The organism is Pseudomonas lundensis, from assembly GCF_002269125.1.
GTDB lineage: Bacteria > Pseudomonadota > Gammaproteobacteria > Pseudomonadales > Pseudomonadaceae > Aquipseudomonas > Aquipseudomonas lundensis_A.
Map to the genome: position 1 here is coordinate 1 of NZ_NQKI01000054.1, position 17,839 is coordinate 17,839.

The window sequence follows — 17,839 nt, forward strand, 5'->3', positions numbered from 1 at the left end:
TCTGCTCACGCAGACAGGGATTTTGTTTTTGTGGCTGAAAAAGAGCGTGCACGCCATCTCTACGCTGGACACTCCTTACCCCGTCCCCGCACGCATTTCATTTTTTCAGCGTGGTTTCAACCGAGTGCTCCTAAAGTCCTACAAATAGGCCGCGTCATTTCGTAGTTCGCACACTAGAATAGGCGCACTCATTTTCAAGCCAGAGACGCCTTATATGCCAGATCCGGTTGACGCTCGCAGGGTGTCAGATTTACCGCTGGACGAGTTAGTGGCCTGCCATGAGTGCGATCTTCTGATGCGCAAACCGCACCTTGCCCTCGGTGAAAAAGCGCAATGTCCGCGCTGTGGTTACGAGCTCTACGCCCATCGCCATAACGTCGTAGAGCGCAGCCTTGCACTCGTTATCGCTGCGTTGCTGTTGTACGTGCCTGCGAACTTTTTGCCCATCATGCAACTCAATCTGTTGGGGCAAGCTTCTCAAGACACTGTCTGGAGCGGAGTGGTCGGCCTGTTCGACACCGGCATGCAAGGCATCGCCGTGTTGGTGTTCTTGTGCAGCATGGGAATCCCGCTCCTTAAACTCCTATGCCAGCTGGCAGTCTTGCTTAGCATCCGCTGGAATATCGGCCGTTCCTATGGATTGCTGATCTACAGGATTTATCACCACTTGAAAGACTGGGGCATGCTTGAGGTGTACCTGATGGGCGTGTTGGTGGCCATTGTGAAATTAGCCGACATGGCAGAATTAAGCCTTGGCCTGGGCCTGACGTGCTTTGTGAGTTTATTACTGGTACAGGTCTGGTTAGAGGTTGTCATGTCACCCCATCAGATCTGGCAGGCCCTTTCAGGGGAGGACACTCATGCGTGCGATTGATGCGGGCATTTTGATATGTGCCGAGTGTCACGAGCTGAATAGGCAAGACGAAGAGGCTGACGAGCAAACCTGTACCCGTTGCGGGGCGTTGGTGCATGCGCGTCGCCCTGACAGTCTGATGCGCACTTGGGCTTTACTGCTGACGTCCGCCATTCTGTACATTCCTGCCAACCTGTTGCCCATCATGACCGTCAGCTCACTGGGTCAGGGTTCCCCAAGCACCATCATGGCAGGGGTTATTGAGTTGGTGCAGCACGGCATGATCCCCATCGCCGCAGTGGTATTTATCGCCAGTATTCTGGTGCCGACCTTCAAACTGGTTGGCATTGCCTTGCTGCTGTTCTCGGTGCAACGCCGTCAGCCTTTATCGGCCCGTCAGCGCATCATCATGTACCGGTTTATCGAATTCATTGGCCGTTGGTCGATGCTGGATATTTTTGTCATCGCCATTCTGGTGGCGGTGGTCAACTTTGGGCGAATAGCTAGCGTAGAGGCCAACCTCGGCGCTGTGGCCTTTGCCAGTGTGGTGATATTAACGATGCTTGCTGCTGTTACTTTTGATCCCCGACTGATTTGGGATAACACGGAGTCGGACGACGACCATGAGTGAGTTACCTACCGCAAAAACCCGCCCGGCTTCTAACTGGTCGGCTATCTGGATTCTGCCCCTGATCGCGCTGGTTATTGGAGGCTGGCTGGGGTGGCGCGCCTACAGTGAAACCGGGATCAACATTCAGGTGCGTTTCGAAAGCGGAGAAGGGATCGTCGCCAACAAGACCGAAGTGGTCTACAAAGGCATGCCTGTGGGCAAGGTAAAAACCTTGGCGCTGGATGAGGACGGCCCCAACAAAGGCGTGATTGCCACGGTTGAAATGGACAAGGATGTCGAGCGATACCTGAAAACCAATACCCGTTTCTGGCTGGTCAAACCCAGTGTCACACTGGCCGGTATTACCGGCCTTGAAACGTTGGTTTCCGGTAATTACATCGCGGTCAGTCCTGCCGACGGCGAGCCTGCGCGCAAGTTCAAAGCCCTGTCGCAAGAGCCGCCGTTGTCGGATGCCAAGCCCGGTCTGCACTTAACGCTCAAAGCCGAACGCCTGGGGTCGTTGAACCGTGGCAGTCCCGTGTTCTACAAACAGATCCAAGTCGGCCAGATTAAAAGCTACGTGCTGTCGGAAGATCAGAGCACTGTTGAGGTCAAGGTCTACATCGAGCCGACCTACGCCAATCTGGTGCGTAAACACACACGCTTCTGGAATGCCAGCGGCATCAGTATCGACGCCAACCTGTCCGGCGTGAAACTGCGCAGTGAATCACTGGCCAGCATCGTCGCAGGCGGCATTGCCTTTGCCACCCCTGAAAACCGTAAAGACAGCCCGCCGACGGATCCAAACCTGCCGTTCCGTTTGTATGAAGACTTTGACGCGGCTCAGGCGGGCATCAAGGTCAAAGTCAAACTCAGCGACTTTGAGGGCCTCCAGGCCGGGCGTACGCCCGTGATGTACAAAGGCATTCAGGTGGGCAGCCTTAAAGGTTTGAAGGTTGATCCAGACCTCACCAGTGCAAGCGCAGAGTTGGCCCTGGATCCGTTGGCCGAGGACTACCTGGTGGAAGGCACTCAGTTTTGGGTGGTGAAACCGTCGATTTCCCTGGCGGGTATTACGGGGCTCGAAGCGTTGGTCAAAGGTAACTACATTGCGATTCGTCCAGGTGACAAGGGCAGTAAACCCGAGCGCGAATTCATTGCGCGTCCAAAAGCACCGCCTCTGGATTTGCGTTCACCGGGCCTGCACATGGTGCTGTTCACCGACAATCTGGGCTCACTGGATGTAGGCAGCCCGATTCTCTACAAGCAAGTGAAAGTAGGATCGGTACAGAGCTATCAATTCTCGCGCACGAAAAAGCAGTTGATCATTGGTGTACACATCGAGAAGGAATACGAAGGGCTTGTGAACGCCTCGACCCGTTTCTGGAACGCCAGTGGTGTGACATTGACGGGCGGATTGACCAGCGGCATACAGGTTAAGAGTGAGTCGCTGCAAAGCTTGATGGCCGGTGGCATTGCGTTTGAAACACCCAAGGCGACAGCGCCTTTGCAAAAGCGTATCCCGCGCTTCCGCCTCTTTACCGATCGTGACGCCGCTATGCAGCAAGGGGTGCCTATCACCATCAAAGTGGCACGTGCTGACGGTTTGAGCACCGGCTCGCCGATACGCTTCAAAGGGCTGACAGTCGGCAAGATCGAAAGCGTTGACTTGAGTGATGACCTTCAATCGGTTTTATTGCAGGCACGCATCACCGAAGTGCCAGAGCGTATTGCCCGGGAAGGCTCACTGTTTTGGGTGGTGAAGCCTGAACTGGGCCTGATGAAAACCGCCAACCTTGAAACGCTGGTAACTGGCCAATACCTCGAAGTGCAACCTGCTCCCAAAGACCGTGGTCCGCAAACCCGGTTTGTGGCACTGGATCAGGCGCCTGACGCCGTAGCGCCCCAAGCCGGTTTGCGTCTGGTACTGAGTGCAGCGCGTCGCGGATCGCTCAAAGAGGGTGTGCCTGTCACCTATCGGGAAGTCACTGTAGGCAAAGTCACCGGGTATGAGTTGGGCAATACGGCGGACCGAGTACTGATCCACATCTTGATCGAGCCTCGCTATGCGCCATTGGTGCGCAGCGGAACCCGTTTCTGGAACAGCAGTGGCTTTGGCGTCGATTTTGGTTTGTTCAAAGGGGCCACGATTCGTACAGAATCACTTGAAACCCTGGTTCAGGGCGGGATTGCATTTGCCACCCCGGGCGACGACAAAATGGGCAACCCGGCGCGGCCGCAACAGACCTTCCCGCTTTTTGACAAATTCGAAGACGAATGGCTGCAGTGGGCACCTAAAATCCCCCTGGGAAAGTAACTGTCCCTAACGACTAACACCCTTTTAAAAGGCCGCGATCAACCCCTGATCGCGGCCTTTTTGCATTCGGCATTGCCAGCGGTCTTACTAATTAAAATTGTTCAGAGAATTCCTACGTAGTTCTTAAATACGGTGCGGTAACTTCTTATCAGTTTTCACCGCAGGGGTTTAACAAAGGCGCGAAAACTCATTGAGTTTTCTGTTGTTTCCTTTGTTTAAAAGAAGGTGCGGTAAAACGTGCTGGCTGTGCTCATTAACACCTGAGTGTTGTTATGAGCCATTCATTGTTGCCCGGTATACACCCGTAAGTACGCGGTGGGCGCAAGGTCGGCCTGTAGATGAGAGTTGCTTGACTCTTTTAATAACTGAATGGGAATACTTGAATGAAATACGTACTTAAATCTGCTTTGGCTTCCATGGTCTTGCTGGCGGGCTCGGCCTCTATTGCACAAGCTGCCGGAGCCGGGGCGGGGACGGTAACGTTTGAAGGCGCCATTATCGAAGCGGCCTGCTCCATCAAGCCAGAAAGCGTTGATCAAACCGTTAAGCTGGGCCAAGTGGCTCGCTCTGTTTTGGCCGATGGTGGCGCTGCGAGCCCTGAGCCGTTCTATATCGACCTGGTAGGCTGCGACACATCTACCCTCAAGACCGTTACCACGAAATTCACAGGCGCTGAGTCGGTTGCTGTACCGGGTGCCCTGGGGATTGTCGGTACTGCCAGCGGTGCCGGCATCATGATGCGTGATGGCACAGGTGCACAAATTGTGTTGGGAACTCCGACCAAGCCCCAAATGTTGGATGACGGTAATACGAAGTTGTCCTTTGGTGCTTACTTGCAAGGCAGTACGGCAACCGACGCTGTTAAACCGGGTGAATTTACAGCGGTCACTAACTTCTCATTGGCTTACCAATAAGAATGTGCCCTGCCACCGCAAGGTGGCAGGGTTTAGTGGATGGGAATAAGAACGTGAACGTACTTTCACCGGCGACGTTTGCAGCATCGCTCGTACTTCTAACGCTTTCTGTTAATACAGCGCAGGCCGCAGGTCAGGGCAATGGTGTCGTTACATTGGGTGGCGAAATCGTTGATACCGCCTGCACGCTGGATACGGGAAGTGCCTTTCAGGTCATAGAAATGGACCCTATGCCTGTTGGGCGCATGATTCGTGAAGGAGAAGGTGATCCACATCCCTTTACCTTGCGCTTAATCGGTTGCTCGCTTACCCGGCAAGACCCCAATCACTTGGGCGAACGTTTACCTGACTGGCAGCATGTCAGGGTGACCTTTGAGGGTGAGCCAGACCGCGAAGGTCGTTCTTTCGCGGCAAGAGGTACTTCGCAGGGCGTTGCGCTGCACATCATCGATGCGCTAGGCAGGGAAAGTCTGCCGGGAGTGCCGATGCCACTGGTTTCAATCTCGGCCAGTAAAGATCAAGTTCTTCATTACACCCTTCGTTTGGTCGGCAATGACCAACCTATGTATGTGGGCAGCCATAGCGCTGCTGTGCGGTTCAGGCTGGAGTATTACTGAATGAATGGGTTGTCTACTCTGCTGAGTCCATCAGCAGTCAAGGCGTTGTTGCGCCCGGGTTTTGTCGGCGGCCTGATGTCAATTGGAAGTGCCGCCTTTGCGGCTGAGATTCAATTTAATACCGATATTCTGGACTTGAACGATCGGACCAATATCGACCTGTCACAGTTTTCTCGCAGTGGTTTCATATTGCCGGGTGTTTACCCGATGAACGTGCAGATAAATGCGCAGAGTTTGTCTGAACAGCGTGTGGTTTTTATGCCCCCGGATGACGATCCCAAAGGCAGCGAAGCCTGCCTGACACCTGAGTTGCTGGAGCAGTTTGGTCTCACAAAAGAAAGCCTTGCGCAGCTTACCTGGTGGAAAACTGCCGAATGTCTGGATGTCCGCAGTTTGCCGGGTCTGGAGGTCAGCGGGGACTTGAGTACTTCAACGCTGCGTATCTCATTGCCCCAGGCGTATTTGCAATACACCACCCCGAATTGGGATCCGCCCTCGCGTTGGGATGAAGGCGTGCCGGGGGTGCTGTTTGATTACAACCTTACGGCGCAGTCGATCCATCAGGAGGACAGCGAGGCACGACTCGGTTTTAGCGGCACCGGCACAGTGGGAGCGAATGCCGGCCCGTGGCGATTTCGCGCTGACTGGCAGGGACGGGTTGATGATGATGGCACTCAACGTACGCAAAACCTGGAGTGGAGCCGTTTCTATGCCTATCGGGCAGTACCGGCATTGCAGGCGCGCCTGACGCTGGGTGAAAACTATTTGTATTCGGATGTGTTCGACAGCTTCCGTTATATCGGAGCTTCCCTGAACTCTGATGACAATCAGTTACCTCCCAATTTGCGCGGGTATGCACCGGAAGTGGTCGGTATGGCCAAAACCAATGCCAAGGTCATCATCAGCCAGCAAGGTCGCGTGTTGTATGAAACGTTAGTGGCAGCGGGGCCTTTCCGTATTCAGGACCTTAATGATGCCGTCACGGGCACGCTCGATGTTCGCGTCGAGGAGCAAGACGGCTCGGTACACTCCTTCAAAGTGGATTCAGCCAGCATTCCGTACCTGACGCGTCCTGGCACCGTGCGTTACAAATTGGCCACTGGGCGACCCTCGGCCTTGCACGCAGGCGAGCAAGGCGATGTCTTTGGCACGGGTGAATTTTCATGGGGTATCAGTAACGGTTGGTCGTTGTATGGCGGGGCACTGGGCGACAACAACTATAAGGCTCTGTCACTGGGGTTGGGGCGAGATCTGCTGGCGTTTGGTGCCGTGTCACTGGATGCCACGCGTGCGAAAACCCAATTGCAGGATGAAACCTTGTCAGGTGCTTCTTACCGGTTGAGCTACTCAAAAACCTTTGCCGAGTTTGACAGCCAGGTCACGTTTGCGGGGTATCGCTTTTCCGAGAAAAACTTCTTGAGCATGAGCGAATACCTGAACGCACGTAATTATGGAGGCCCGGTGGGGGGCAGCAAATCGCTGTACACCGCGACATTCAATAAGCAGTTTCGCGAATCAGGGGTCTCGGTATTTCTTAACTACAGCAATCAGTCTTATTGGGACCGTGCTGACCAGAAACGCTGGAATCTGTCTGTTGCGCGTTATTTCAATGTTGGCCCGGTCAAGAACGTCAGCGTCTCGCTAAATATGTTCCGGACTCAGGAGCGTGACCAGCCGAGCAGCGACGGGCTTTATCTTTCACTCAGCATGCCCTTGGGACGCTCAGGCTCTCTGTCGACCAGTGCAAGCCGGTCTCAGAACAAAAACAATTACTCAGCGCGTTTCAGCGACCGCTTGAATGAGCGAACCCATTATCAGCTGACTGGCAGTAACACCTCAGTCGGGGGTTATTTGAGCCACATAGGCGACCGTGCGGACATAGATATCAGCGCTGGCCTTGAGGAGGACAACTACACCAGCCTCAGCCTGTCAGCCAGGGGCGGCGCGACCGTCACCGCTCACGGCGCGGCCTTGCACCGCAGCAGCAGTATAGGCGGCACGCGGTTGATGGTGGACACCCTTGGCGTCCCCGACGTGCCCGTTCGCGGTTATGGCACTCCGACGCGCACCAATACGTTCGGCAAAGCGGTGATCGCCGACATCAGCAGTTATTACCGGACAGACGCCAGCGTCGACCTGGAAAACCTGCCCACAAACGTCGAGGCCACTCAGTCCGTTACCCAACTCACCCTGACCGAAGGTGCCATTGGCTACCGCACGCTGGATGTGATTGCCGGTGAAAAAGCCATGGCGGTACTGCGCTTGCCTGATGGAAAAACGCCTCCTTTTGGCGCCATCGTCAAAAACAGCCGGCAACAGGACACGGGCATCGTGAATGACGGCGGCATCGTCTACTTGAGCGGTATTCAGCCCGCAGACCAGATGATCGTCAGTTGGGGCGAGGACGAACAATGCACGCTGACGCTGCCAGCGGACCTTCCCACGGATGGACTGAGTTCAATGTTGAACCTGCTGTGCCAAACCAGTACCGCCAAGAACGCTCTGCCTGAACCCACCACCGTGGGCACCCCTGACAAAACGGAGAAGAAAAACTCATGATCGCTCCCACACGCCTTATGCCGTTGGCACTCACCGTTCTGGCGGGGGCTTTGACTCTGCCGGCTCAGGCCGCCATTGGCCTGGACCGGACCCGCGTGATTTTCGACGGCGCCAAGGATGCCGTCAGCATGAACATCGCCAATAACAATACCGAGCTGCCGTATTTGGCACAGGGCTGGATTGAGGACGAACAGGGCAACAAAATCACTTCGCCCTTGACGGTACTCCCGCCTGTGCAACGACTGGAGCCTGGCAAACACAGCCAGGTAAAGGTCCAGGCGTTACCAGGCGCCAAGCTACTCGCCCAGGACCGGGAGACGGTGTACTACTTCAACCTGCGCGAAATTCCACCTCGGAGCGACAAAAGCAACACGTTGCAGATCGCTTTGCAGACGCGGATCAAGCTGTTTTATCGGCCCGCCGCCATCATTCCGAGCCAACAAGAGCTGGCGAACCCGTGGCAGGAGAAGTTGACCCTGACCCGACAGGGCAACCACTTTCAGGTCAATAACCCGACGCCTTACTACGTCACCCTGGTGGACGCACGCAGTGGGAAAGACGCCAAAACCGCAGCCGATTTTGAGCCAGTCATGGTGCCGCCTAAAGGTTCGCTGCCGCTTGGGCCGAGTGCCGCCGCGCTGGGGCCTACCCCTTATCTGACCTACATCAACGACTACGGAGGCCGCCCCACACTGGCGTTTTCGTGTAATGGCAATAACTGCACGGTCGACCTTAAAGCGTCGCCGGGCAATGAATAATCGCAGTTACCGGAGACCGTCATGAAACCTTGTTCGATCATGGCATCGCTGGGGCTGGTGTTCGCCTCATGCGTCAAGGCCGTTGAAGAAGAGGCTGCCATGTCTGTTGACGGCATCCTGGATATCCGCGGCTCTCTGCACCATGCCCCTTGTATTCTGGAAATGACCTCGGCTTACCAAACCGTTGATTTGGGCAACGTGCCGCGCAGTTACCTGCAAAAACCCGGCGACATGGCGCCCCCCATCGCGTTTCAACTGCGCTTTATGGAGTGTCGGCGTATTGCCGGAGGTTTGCCTGATGCGCGCACTTCCACACTGGTATGGAGCCCCTACGAGCCCGTGCTCTCCGTGGCGTTCGTAGCGCCCGCCGATGCCGATAACTCCCGGCTTGTGAAAGTCAAAGGGGTGACGGGCATCGGACTGCGCCTGACCGATGAGCTGGGTCGAGACATCCGCCTCGGCGCGTGGGGCGCTCCGTTATTCCTGACCACTGGCAGCGATGTGGTGACCTGGTATGTCCAACCTACACGAACCTCCGCGCCCTTGACCAATGGCGCATTCAGGGCTGTGGCCGATTTCAGGCTCAACTATGACTAATCAACGTCAGATACATCAATCCAGCTGCATTTACGCACTCGTTGTGTGGAGTGCTTTAGTGGGAATACCCACACAAACTGCCCGTGCGGATCTCAACGTGACCATAAGGGGAACCATCGTGGCCCCGCCTTCGTGTGTGATCAATGGCGGCAATACCCTGACAGTACCCTTTGGTAACAACTTACTGACGACCCGCGTAGACGGTGTGACATACCGACGCTCTGTGCCCTATACCGTGACCTGCACCGGCGCGCCCTCTAATGCGATGACGCTCACATTGAAGGGGGCAGGCGCTGCTTTTGATGCTCAGTCATTGGCGACAAATAACACTGATCTGGGCATCAGGATGTATGTCAACGGAGCCTTATGGCCAGTCAATACAGTCGTGAAAATTACTTACCCGGTTTTGCCCGTGATGGAAGCGGTACCCATTAAAAAAGTCTCGAGCACACTCAAGGGCGGCGGGTTTTCAGCGGTAGCCACTTTGATCGTGGCACAGCAATGAGAAGGAATAAGTGATGAAAATCTGCAAACAGCTAGCCCTGTTAGTGTTGTGCACCGCGGGTATTAATGCTTCTGCATCGGCCAATCTGGCGTTCACCGGTACGCTGGTTGAACCTCCTTTGTGCACCATCAATAACGGAAATACCCTGACCATTGATTTCAAGGATGTGGGCGTCAATAAGGTGGACGGGATCAACTACCGTCTGCCGATGAATTACACGATTACCTGCGCGGGTAGCACATTGCCGTGGGAAATGGTGTTGACCGTCAAAGGGACGGCTAGCTCGTTTGAATCTGCTGCGGTGCAGAGCAGCGTCACCGACTTGGGGATTAAGCTTTTGCAAAATGGCCAACCTTTTCAGCTCAATACCCCCATCGTTATCAATCCGGCGACACCTCCTGCATTAGAAGCTGTTCCTGTGAAGCGGCCGGGCAGTACGCTGAAGTCTGGTGGTTTCAGCGCGGCTGCCACATTGATGGCCGAGTACCAGTGATGAGCCCCGGCATGGCGTATGAACTATCAGCTCGTGGTTGGCTGCCGATGACTGTGGCTCTGGTGTTGAGCCTGTCTCTAATGATGCCCGGAAAGATTCAGGCGGCCGATAACCTCAACTTCACAGGAAATCTGGTGGCCGAAGCCTGCACGATCCGCCCGGGCGACGAGGCACTGCAACTCCGATTCGACGACCTTTCCAGTCACTACTTGTACGTCAACACCCGAACGGTAGGGCAGGCCTTTTCTATCCATCTGGTGGGTTGTGACATCAGCATTGCCGATTCAGTGACCACGACGTTCAGCGGTCAGGAAAACACAGAATTACCAGGGCTTCTGGCCTTGGCCTCAGGCAGCCGCGCGCGCGGTATCGCCATTGGTCTGGAGACACTCTCAGATAAATTGTTGCCATTGAACGTAATCAGCGAGCCGCAGGCCCTGAGCATTGGGGATAGTGTGATCGGGTTCAAAGCGTATGTCCGCGGCGAGCCGAAAGCTATCGCGCAGCAAACCATCAGGGCGGGGCAATACCGTGCCGTTTCTACGTTTACCTTGGCTTACCCTTGATCCTTTTAAACACATGTTTTGTTGGTTCAAATGAATATATATAAAGTTATGTTCCGTTTGATGGGGGGCGCTTTACTGCTAGGGATAGCGTCGAACTCGAATGCTTGGCACCTTGTCAATAAAGTAAACGCTGACAGTCGCCCCCTCCCCGGTGCCGAGACAATTGTATCGGTCGCTTCCGGTACAGCCAGTGCATATGCGTCGGCCAGTAACGCCTACCCCGGTAAAGTGATCTGCACGGGTGCTGCGACGTGTAAGTTCGGTCCCATTTCTGCCACCAAACTGTACAACGGTCGACGAACATTTTCGGTGATGGGGTGTACGTCGCAGTATAACTGTGGTTATCAAATTACTGATACAAATGTGTCGGTCAATACCGGCATGACCTGGGAGGCTGCTATTGAGGCTTGGGTCTCCCGGTATGGCACCAGCGTTACCAGAACCTACGGATATTCTTACTCGACCGACCCCGGCTGGACCATACAACTGTACGCCGCTTGGGCAACCTATTCGTTTTCCGGACTCTACACGTTGCCTAGCACCGACTCCTGCGCCACGCCCCCCATCCCGCCCAACCAGTGCGATATTCTTGGTTCAAATGTGGATTTGAATCATGGGGCATTGAAACTGGGCGAAATTGCCGGTGCCAAGGCGCAGGCAACGCGTCAGGTCAAGTGCACGCATAAAGCCAGCGTGCGTTATCAGGTATCAGTGGGCAATCCTTTTCCCTTGGGGCAGGGCGTTAGCACAACCCTCACGGTAAACGGAGTGCGCGCCGGGGAAATGATCAACCTGCCTGCTGGGACATCCACATTGACTATTGGCTCAACATTGGCGGACAACGGCGCTCAAGCCGGGACGTTTTCCAAAACAGTGGTCTTGATTCAAAGCTTCATGTGAGCAGCGTGTTTATCTCACACCCGGCACACTTCAATGACCTCCAATACTTGCGCCATCGCCTCGTATTGTTCGTCAACCCGTGCGCCCAATGGCTCCACTCAGGGCTGAGACAGGCCAGCTCAAGCCCTTCACAGCAGTGGGCCAAGTGCGTTGCCTTGATTATGCGGGCGCCACTTTTCACCTTGTGGGCAATTTCGCTCAAGCCCGGCAAATCGTTTTTGGTGAACGCGTTCAATAGACCGCCCATGTCGTCTTCCAGGCTGTCAATCAACGGCTCCAGCAGGCTCTTCAAGGCATGCGCGTCGCCCTCGGTCAAATGCTCCAGGGCTTCGAGATCAATCAATGGGCTAGTGCCTGAAACATCGTCATGGTTGGGCAGATCCAGGGGCGTACGGCCCCCCGCTTGACTCGCTTTGATGTTGAGCAGCGTGGGCACTTATAACAATGGTTACTTCAACGCGTTCTTAAACGAGAGCCTTAAATGAAATATACAATCGGTTTTTTTTTTACTGTTGTTTGGTATGTCAGCGTTCGCCTCACAATGCCGGGTGAATGGAGGACAGTGGAAAAGTATGCCTTCCAATAATTCGCTTGATATCAAGGTTCACGTGCAGCTGTCAGCGAGTTCAAAGCGCATTATGCTCGAGGGGTATTCGCTGGAATGCAGGTTTTCTCGGGATAGCGGCCTCCCCAGTTCGGCCAGGGATTTCTGGCATACCACCATGGGGGGGATTGTCCCTGGGCCTAAATTAGCGGGCTATAACATAGGATTGAATATCCGCAGTGCGGATTATAATGCGCCTGTTCCGGAGATACTCCTTGCGACGTTGTATAACTATGACATGGCCGCTAACTTGAATACGTATATGTATATCATCACGCGTGGCAGTCCGGGCAGTCCAATTAATATAGAAACTAACGATCTGCTGGGAACGATACAGTTAAGGCAAACCAATAATACGGGCAAACCGCCGGTGCCCCTTGTGCGTATCAACCTTATTGCCAATAACCGGCTTGTCATTGAACCTTCCACCTGCACGATTAATGGGAATTATCCCATCACCGTAGACTTCAGTAATGTAGACCGTACGCGCATCGGAGAGTCCGTCTCGAATACGCCGATTCGTAAAGCCGTTCGTTTGAATTATTCATGCCCGGATCCGGGTATCACGCTACCCATCAAGATCACCATGAAAGGTTATTCGGCATCGTTTAGCCGCGACGTCCTGTACATGAGCAATCCTAATGTGGGGACTGGGTTGTTGCGTAATGGCGCGCTCGTGAGACCCGAAGGCTGGTTCAATACCTATATCAGCAACAGTGGGGGCGGCGACAATCTGGAGTTTGTTCTCGTTCGTAAACCCGGCAGCGTGCCTACGACGGGAGCATTTACAGGCAGTGCAACCTTGGTGATGGGCTTGCCATGAGTCATCGACGGGCCGTCTCTTGTTAATGCAAACCCCTTCGTCCTGAGCCCTGTTAGCGGGACGAAGGCTTTTCACACCCGGTACACCTCAATAACCTCCAATACTTGCGCCATCGCTTCGTATTGTTCGTCAACCCGTTGCGCCAAATGGCTCCACTCAGGGCTGAGACAGGCCCGCTCAAGCCCTTCACAGCAGTGGGCCAAGTGCGTCGCCTTGATCATGCGGGCGCCACTTTTCACCTTATGGGCAATTTCGCTCAAGCCCGGCAAATCGTTTTTGGTGAATGCGTTCAATAGACCGCCCATGTCGTCTTCCAGGCTGTCAATCAAAGGCTCCAGCAGGCTCTTCAAGGCATGCGCGTCGCCCCCGGTCAAATGCTCCAGGGCTTCGAGATCAATCAGTGGGCTAGCGCCTGACACATCGTCATGGTTAGGCAGATCCAGAGGCGTACGGTCTGCACTTGCCAAGCGGGCTTCAAGGCTCTGCAAGCTGATGGGCTTAAACAGGCAATCATTCATTCCCGCTGCCAGACAGCGTTTGGCTTCTCCAATTTGGGCATTGGCAGTAAAACCGACGATCAGGATTGCCGCCCCATGACCTGCTGCTTCCTCGGCGCGGATGGCGCGGGTCAGCTCGTAGCCATCCATCACAGGCATGGCGCAGTCGGTCATGATCATGTCGAAGTGACGGCTTCTCCATATTTTCAGTGCTTGGGCGCCGTCTTCAGCCTCCATCGCCGAGTGCCCCAAATACCCCAATTGCTGCGTCAGTAACTTGCGGTTTGGCGGGTAGTCATCAACCACCAAGACCTTGAGCGGGCGTGCATTGCGTGAAGGCACGCGGGGCGCTGGCGCGGCGGGCGTTTGCGACAGCAAGGTCGCGATGTCGAATTGCATTGTGATGCAGGTGCCTTTACCCACGGTACTTTTGAGCGTCAGTGTGCCGCCCATCAAGTCGCAGAGCTGACGGCTAATCATCAGCCCGAGCCCTGACCCGCCGGGCTTTTGCGCGCGGGTGTTGACTTGGGAAAAAGGGCTGAACAAGCGTTTTTGATCGCTGGTGGAAATGCCGATGCCTGTGTCTTCAACTTGCACATAGAGTTGAAGCCGCTCACCGTCTTCAGACCATGTGGCCCGCACGCTCAAGCGTACCTGACCGGCATCGGTGAACTTGATGGCGTTGCTCAGCAGGTTGGACAGAATCTGCCGGAAGCGCAGCGGGTCAATCAAAACATCAAGATTGATTTTCGGGTCCAGCTCGGCGCTCATCTGTATCCCTTTTTGTTGTGCCATGCCTTCAAATACGCGCACGGTGGATTGAACCAGGGTCATCAAATGCGTGCGTTGCTGGTTCAGCGATATACGCCCGGATTCAATCTGCGCGATGTCCAGAATGTCTCCGATCAGCTCAAGCAATCCGTGCGCAGCTTCGGAGGCCACGTTAATCGAGGCCTGGTCGGCCACACCTTGTTCGGCTTTTTTCATGGCCAGCTCAAGCATCCCGATCACAGCGTTCATTGGCGTACGGATCTCGTGGCTCATGGTGGTCAGAAAGTCGCTCTTGGCCAGGTTGGCCTGGTCGGCATGGTTTTTCGCTTCTTTGAGTTGCTCGACCAATTGCTGGCGTTCACTGATATCGATCCAGCCACCGATGATGCCCATGACGGCGCCATCGCTGCCCCGGTAAGGCAGCACCCAGTGATAAATGGTCAGTACCTTGCCATCGGGCAAGGTCAATGAATGATCGCGCAGCACCGGACGGCCCTCTTGCATCACGTGCAAGTAGTCCGTGTGGTAAATCCGGCTCTGGTCCTCGGGGCTGAAGGTGGATTCCAGCAAATTTTTGCCGATGACCGCGTCGCGGCTGACACCGAAGGCTTGCAGATAGACCTCGTTGCAAATCAATAGCCGTCCTTCGCGGTCGCGCACATAGATCGGATGCGGTGTGCCGTCGATCAAGGTGCGCATGAATGCCAACTGGTCATTTAACGCGCGCTCGGCGTGATCCCGTTTTTGCACCAGCCCGCGCAAGTAAGCAATCCACACAATGCCCACGGTCAGTATGCCCAGCAGTACCAGTGTCACTTTTATAACTGTGGACCGATTGCGGACCCAGTAGCGATTGTCCAGAACCACCGCGCTTTGCCAGCGGTTCGTCATGGTGTCCATTTCTTCGGGTGAAATACTGGTCAGTGCTTTGCCCAGAATCGAGTACAGCTCGTGGGCTCCGGGGTTGGTGGCCAGAGCGAACTGCGCAGGGGCTACACCAACGGTACTGCGTATTCGCAGGCGGCCGCTGTATTGCTGTTTGATCAAATAGCGGGCACTGATCAAGGAGTTAATGGCGCCGTCAACGTCCCCTTTCGCGGCCATTGCCAATGCGTGCGCCGAGTTGGGCGCAGGCACCAGATTAACCTCGGGATAGTGCTGATCCAGATACGCCTGCATCAGGCTATCGGCCACCAGCGCTACCCGTTTACCCTGCAGCTCATCCAGCGTGGCAGGGCTTCCGGGTTTTAATGGCGTGACCAATACAAAGGGCGTGGTGAGATAGGGTTTGGTAAACCTAAGCACATCTTGTCTGTAGCTGCTGGGCGTAAAGGCAGGGGTCAGGTCGGCTTCGCCCCGGTTAATCAGTTCGGTTAACTGGCTGACCGACTGGCTGCGTACCAGATCAAACTTGATCCCGGTGCGCACACTGATCTTGGCCAGCAAGTCGGCTGCCAGGCCGCTGAAGATTCCATGCTCGTCATAAAAGTTGAAAGGCAAAAAATCCTCAGTAATGGCGACTTTCAGGCGCGGGTTTTGATCGATCCAGCGTTGTTCGGCGGGTGAAAAGTTCAGGGGGCCGCGACCTTCGAACCTCATCCCGCTGACGCCCCAACGGCTCAGGATTGCATACTGCTCGTCGCTGGGGATGCGCGCCATGGCCGCATTGATCAGCCGCAGCAAGCGCGGATTGGGGTGATGCACGGCAAACGAAAAGGGATGCCCCTCAAGGGTGGAGAAATCCTTGAGGTAAACGTTGTTCAGGTAGTTTTTGTTGATCAGGTAATTGGTGCTGATCGCGTCTCCCAGATACAGGTCAGCCTGACCAAAGGCGACGGCGCCAATGGCACTCAGCGTGGACGCATACAGCTGCACGTCGGCTTGCGGGTACGCAGCTTTGACTTCCTCCACCGGCTGGTAGTGATACAGCATGGCCAGGCGCAGGCCATCGGGCAGCAGTTTTGCCCTTGGGTCATCGCCCATCCGTGTCACCAGTACCGGCGTGTCCAGCGCATACGAGGAAGAAAAGACCAGTTGCGGGTCCGCCATCTCATACCCGTTAGCGGTCCCCAGCAGGTCAATTTCGCCTTTTTTTAACGCTGAAATAACGTCGCCCCGGGTTTCGTACCGAGACACCTTGATCGGGACTTGCAGCAGGTGGCTGAGAAGCCCGGCATAGTCTGCCGTTACGCCTTCAAAGTAATCACTGCCTGTGGAGATATCGAAGGGCGGATAGTCGGGTGCGGAGGTGCCCAGCGTCAGGGCAGCTTTACCGCTTAACCACTGCCGGTCACCTTCGCTTAGCGCCAGAGGCAGGATGTCGATTTGCGAACGGGCCAATAACTGCAAATCAACCGGTCCGGCCTGACTGACTGAGGTCATGCACAGCGACAAACACAAGGGCAGATATCGCCGGGCAGACACGTTCTTCATTCGACCAAATTATTGCGTTTGGCAAACTCAGCCAGGTACACCACGGACTTAATGTTGAGTTTGTTCAGGACGCGTGTCTTATAAGTGCTGACGGTTTTTTCGCTTAACAGCATGGTTTCAGAGATTTTTTTATTCGAGTAACCCGACACCAGGTATTGAAGTGTGCGCAGCTCACGGTCAGACAGTTTTTTAATAAGTTGTAGGTCGCTGGGGGTGTCGTTGTCAGCGGTTGCGACATTGGCATTCAAGTCATTTAAATAAATGCGGCCATTCATGACGTGATTAATCGCCACGGTCAACGCTTCGACATCTTCGGTTTTTTCAATGAAGCCGATGGCGCCTGCGCGTATACAGCGATCAGCGAAAAACGCAGACCCCTTTGACGTTAGAACCAGTACTTTGATAGGCAAACCGAGAATATTTAATCGCTTCAGGACTTCAAGCCCGTCGAGCTTGGGCATTGAAAGATCAAGCACGATCAAATGCGGCACATGGGAGCGCGCCAGATCCAGCGCGGTGGCGCCATTGTCTGTTTCAGCGGCGATATGGAAGTTGGCTTTTTCAAGTACCAATCTGACGATTCTTCGAATAAAGGGATGGTCGTCTACGATAAGGGCTTTACGCATGATGTCTCCTACAACTTCTCAAGAGGTTCTTGTAGGCTTTATCTTCAATGCTCACAAGTTGTGAAAGCAAAGCGCTGTTTAATAATGCAAAGTTTAAACGTTAATTCTGTCCCTCCGTGTATTTATTCTGGCTTGATTGCTGCTTGCAACATTCGTCGGTTAGGCGGTGATGGTGATGGTGTGGGGAGATCTGTTGTTTTCCTTGTTAAAGGTGTTAAGGCTTTTTAATTATCTGTTGGCAGTTTGCCGTTTGATTGATTGATGTCAGGTAGGAATTTTCTGAAATTTAAAATATATTTTTATTTTGCTCAATAGTGTTCTAGGCTCTGTACGTAAACCCAAGAAATACGATTTTCTGTAAAATACACCGCCATTAAAGCCAGGAGGCCAAGATGG

General features: G+C 54.5%; 16 protein-coding genes. 13 read left to right on the forward strand and 3 right to left on the reverse strand.

All coding sequences use genetic code 11. From position 1 onward, the window contains the following. Positions 1 to 214: 214 nt before the first annotated feature. The 12 genes from CJF39_RS21575 to CJF39_RS22895 all read left to right on the forward strand — a co-directional run bounded on the left by CJF39_RS21575 (position 215) and on the right by CJF39_RS22895 (position 11,689). The gene (locus CJF39_RS21575) at positions 215 to 874 is read left to right on the forward strand and encodes a paraquat-inducible protein A (protein WP_094995237.1); all 660 of its coding nucleotides are present in this window, start codon (positions 215 to 217) and stop codon (positions 872 to 874) included. Beyond that, positions 861 to 1,484, forward strand: a complete 624-nt coding sequence (locus CJF39_RS21580; RefSeq protein WP_094995238.1) for a paraquat-inducible protein A — start codon at positions 861 to 863, stop codon at positions 1,482 to 1,484. Before CJF39_RS21575 ends, CJF39_RS21580 begins: the two co-directional genes overlap by 14 nt. Then, positions 1,477 to 3,780 (forward strand): PqiB family protein, encoded by a 2,304-nt coding sequence (locus CJF39_RS21585; protein WP_094995239.1) that lies wholly within the window; start codon positions 1,477 to 1,479, stop codon positions 3,778 to 3,780. Before CJF39_RS21580 ends, CJF39_RS21585 begins: the two co-directional genes overlap by 8 nt. A 383-nt stretch (positions 3,781 to 4,163) precedes the next feature. Then, complete coding sequence (locus CJF39_RS21590) at positions 4,164 to 4,694, forward strand: fimbrial protein (RefSeq protein WP_094995240.1); 531 nt, start codon at positions 4,164 to 4,166, stop codon at positions 4,692 to 4,694. Positions 4,695 to 4,747: 53 nt separating this feature from the next. Continuing rightward, the gene (locus CJF39_RS21595; protein ID WP_094995252.1) at positions 4,748 to 5,311 is read left to right on the forward strand and encodes a fimbrial protein; all 564 of its coding nucleotides are present in this window, start codon (positions 4,748 to 4,750) and stop codon (positions 5,309 to 5,311) included. Further along, positions 5,312 to 7,870, forward strand: coding sequence for an outer membrane usher protein (locus tag CJF39_RS21600; RefSeq protein WP_094995241.1), 2,559 nt, complete (start codon positions 5,312 to 5,314; stop codon positions 7,868 to 7,870). Beyond that, positions 7,867 to 8,628, forward strand: coding sequence for a fimbria/pilus periplasmic chaperone (locus tag CJF39_RS21605; RefSeq protein ID WP_094995242.1), 762 nt, complete (start codon positions 7,867 to 7,869; stop codon positions 8,626 to 8,628). The genes CJF39_RS21600 and CJF39_RS21605 overlap by 4 nt, the downstream gene beginning before the upstream one ends. A 21-nt stretch (positions 8,629 to 8,649) precedes the next feature. Continuing rightward, positions 8,650 to 9,225 carry a fimbrial protein gene (locus CJF39_RS21610; protein ID WP_094995243.1) on the forward strand — a complete coding sequence of 192 codons (576 nt, stop codon included), beginning with the start codon at positions 8,650 to 8,652 and terminating at the stop codon, positions 9,223 to 9,225. Continuing rightward, positions 9,218 to 9,730 carry a fimbrial protein gene (locus CJF39_RS21615; RefSeq protein ID WP_094995244.1) on the forward strand — a complete coding sequence of 171 codons (513 nt, stop codon included), beginning with the start codon at positions 9,218 to 9,220 and terminating at the stop codon, positions 9,728 to 9,730. The genes CJF39_RS21610 and CJF39_RS21615 overlap by 8 nt, the downstream gene beginning before the upstream one ends. Positions 9,731 to 9,743: 13 nt before the next feature. Beyond that, positions 9,744 to 10,223 carry a fimbrial protein gene (locus tag CJF39_RS21620; protein WP_094995245.1) on the forward strand — a complete coding sequence of 160 codons (480 nt, stop codon included), beginning with the start codon at positions 9,744 to 9,746 and terminating at the stop codon, positions 10,221 to 10,223. Positions 10,224 to 10,234: 11 nt separating this feature from the next. After that, positions 10,235 to 10,789 (forward strand): fimbrial protein, encoded by a 555-nt coding sequence (locus tag CJF39_RS21625; protein ID WP_094995246.1) that lies wholly within the window; start codon positions 10,235 to 10,237, stop codon positions 10,787 to 10,789. Positions 10,790 to 10,837: 48 nt separating this feature from the next. Further along, positions 10,838 to 11,689, forward strand: coding sequence for a hypothetical protein (locus CJF39_RS22895; protein WP_141232213.1), 852 nt, complete (start codon positions 10,838 to 10,840; stop codon positions 11,687 to 11,689). Here the strand turns inward: CJF39_RS22895 and CJF39_RS21635 are convergent. Next, on the reverse strand, positions 11,682 to 12,032 hold the full coding sequence (locus tag CJF39_RS21635; RefSeq protein ID WP_141232214.1) for an Hpt domain-containing protein: 351 nt from the start codon (positions 12,030 to 12,032) through the stop codon (positions 11,682 to 11,684). The genes CJF39_RS22895 and CJF39_RS21635 overlap by 8 nt on opposite strands. Before the next feature lie 229 nt (positions 12,033 to 12,261). Here CJF39_RS21635 and CJF39_RS21640 point away from each other — a divergent pair, with 229 nt between their 5' ends. Next, a complete protein-coding gene (locus CJF39_RS21640) occupies positions 12,262 to 13,116 on the forward strand; it encodes a fimbrial protein (RefSeq protein ID WP_170942718.1) in 855 nt (284 codons plus the stop codon). A 71-nt stretch (positions 13,117 to 13,187) separates the two neighbouring features. Here the strand turns inward: CJF39_RS21640 and CJF39_RS21645 are convergent, their stop codons facing one another. After that, the gene (locus CJF39_RS21645) at positions 13,188 to 16,817 is read right to left on the reverse strand and encodes an ATP-binding protein (RefSeq protein WP_249275410.1); all 3,630 of its coding nucleotides are present in this window, start codon (positions 16,815 to 16,817) and stop codon (positions 13,188 to 13,190) included. Then, positions 16,814 to 17,443 (reverse strand): response regulator transcription factor, encoded by a 630-nt coding sequence (locus CJF39_RS21650; RefSeq protein WP_094995251.1) that lies wholly within the window; start codon positions 17,441 to 17,443, stop codon positions 16,814 to 16,816. The genes CJF39_RS21645 and CJF39_RS21650 overlap by 4 nt, the downstream gene beginning before the upstream one ends. Positions 17,444 to 17,839 lie beyond the last annotated feature (396 nt).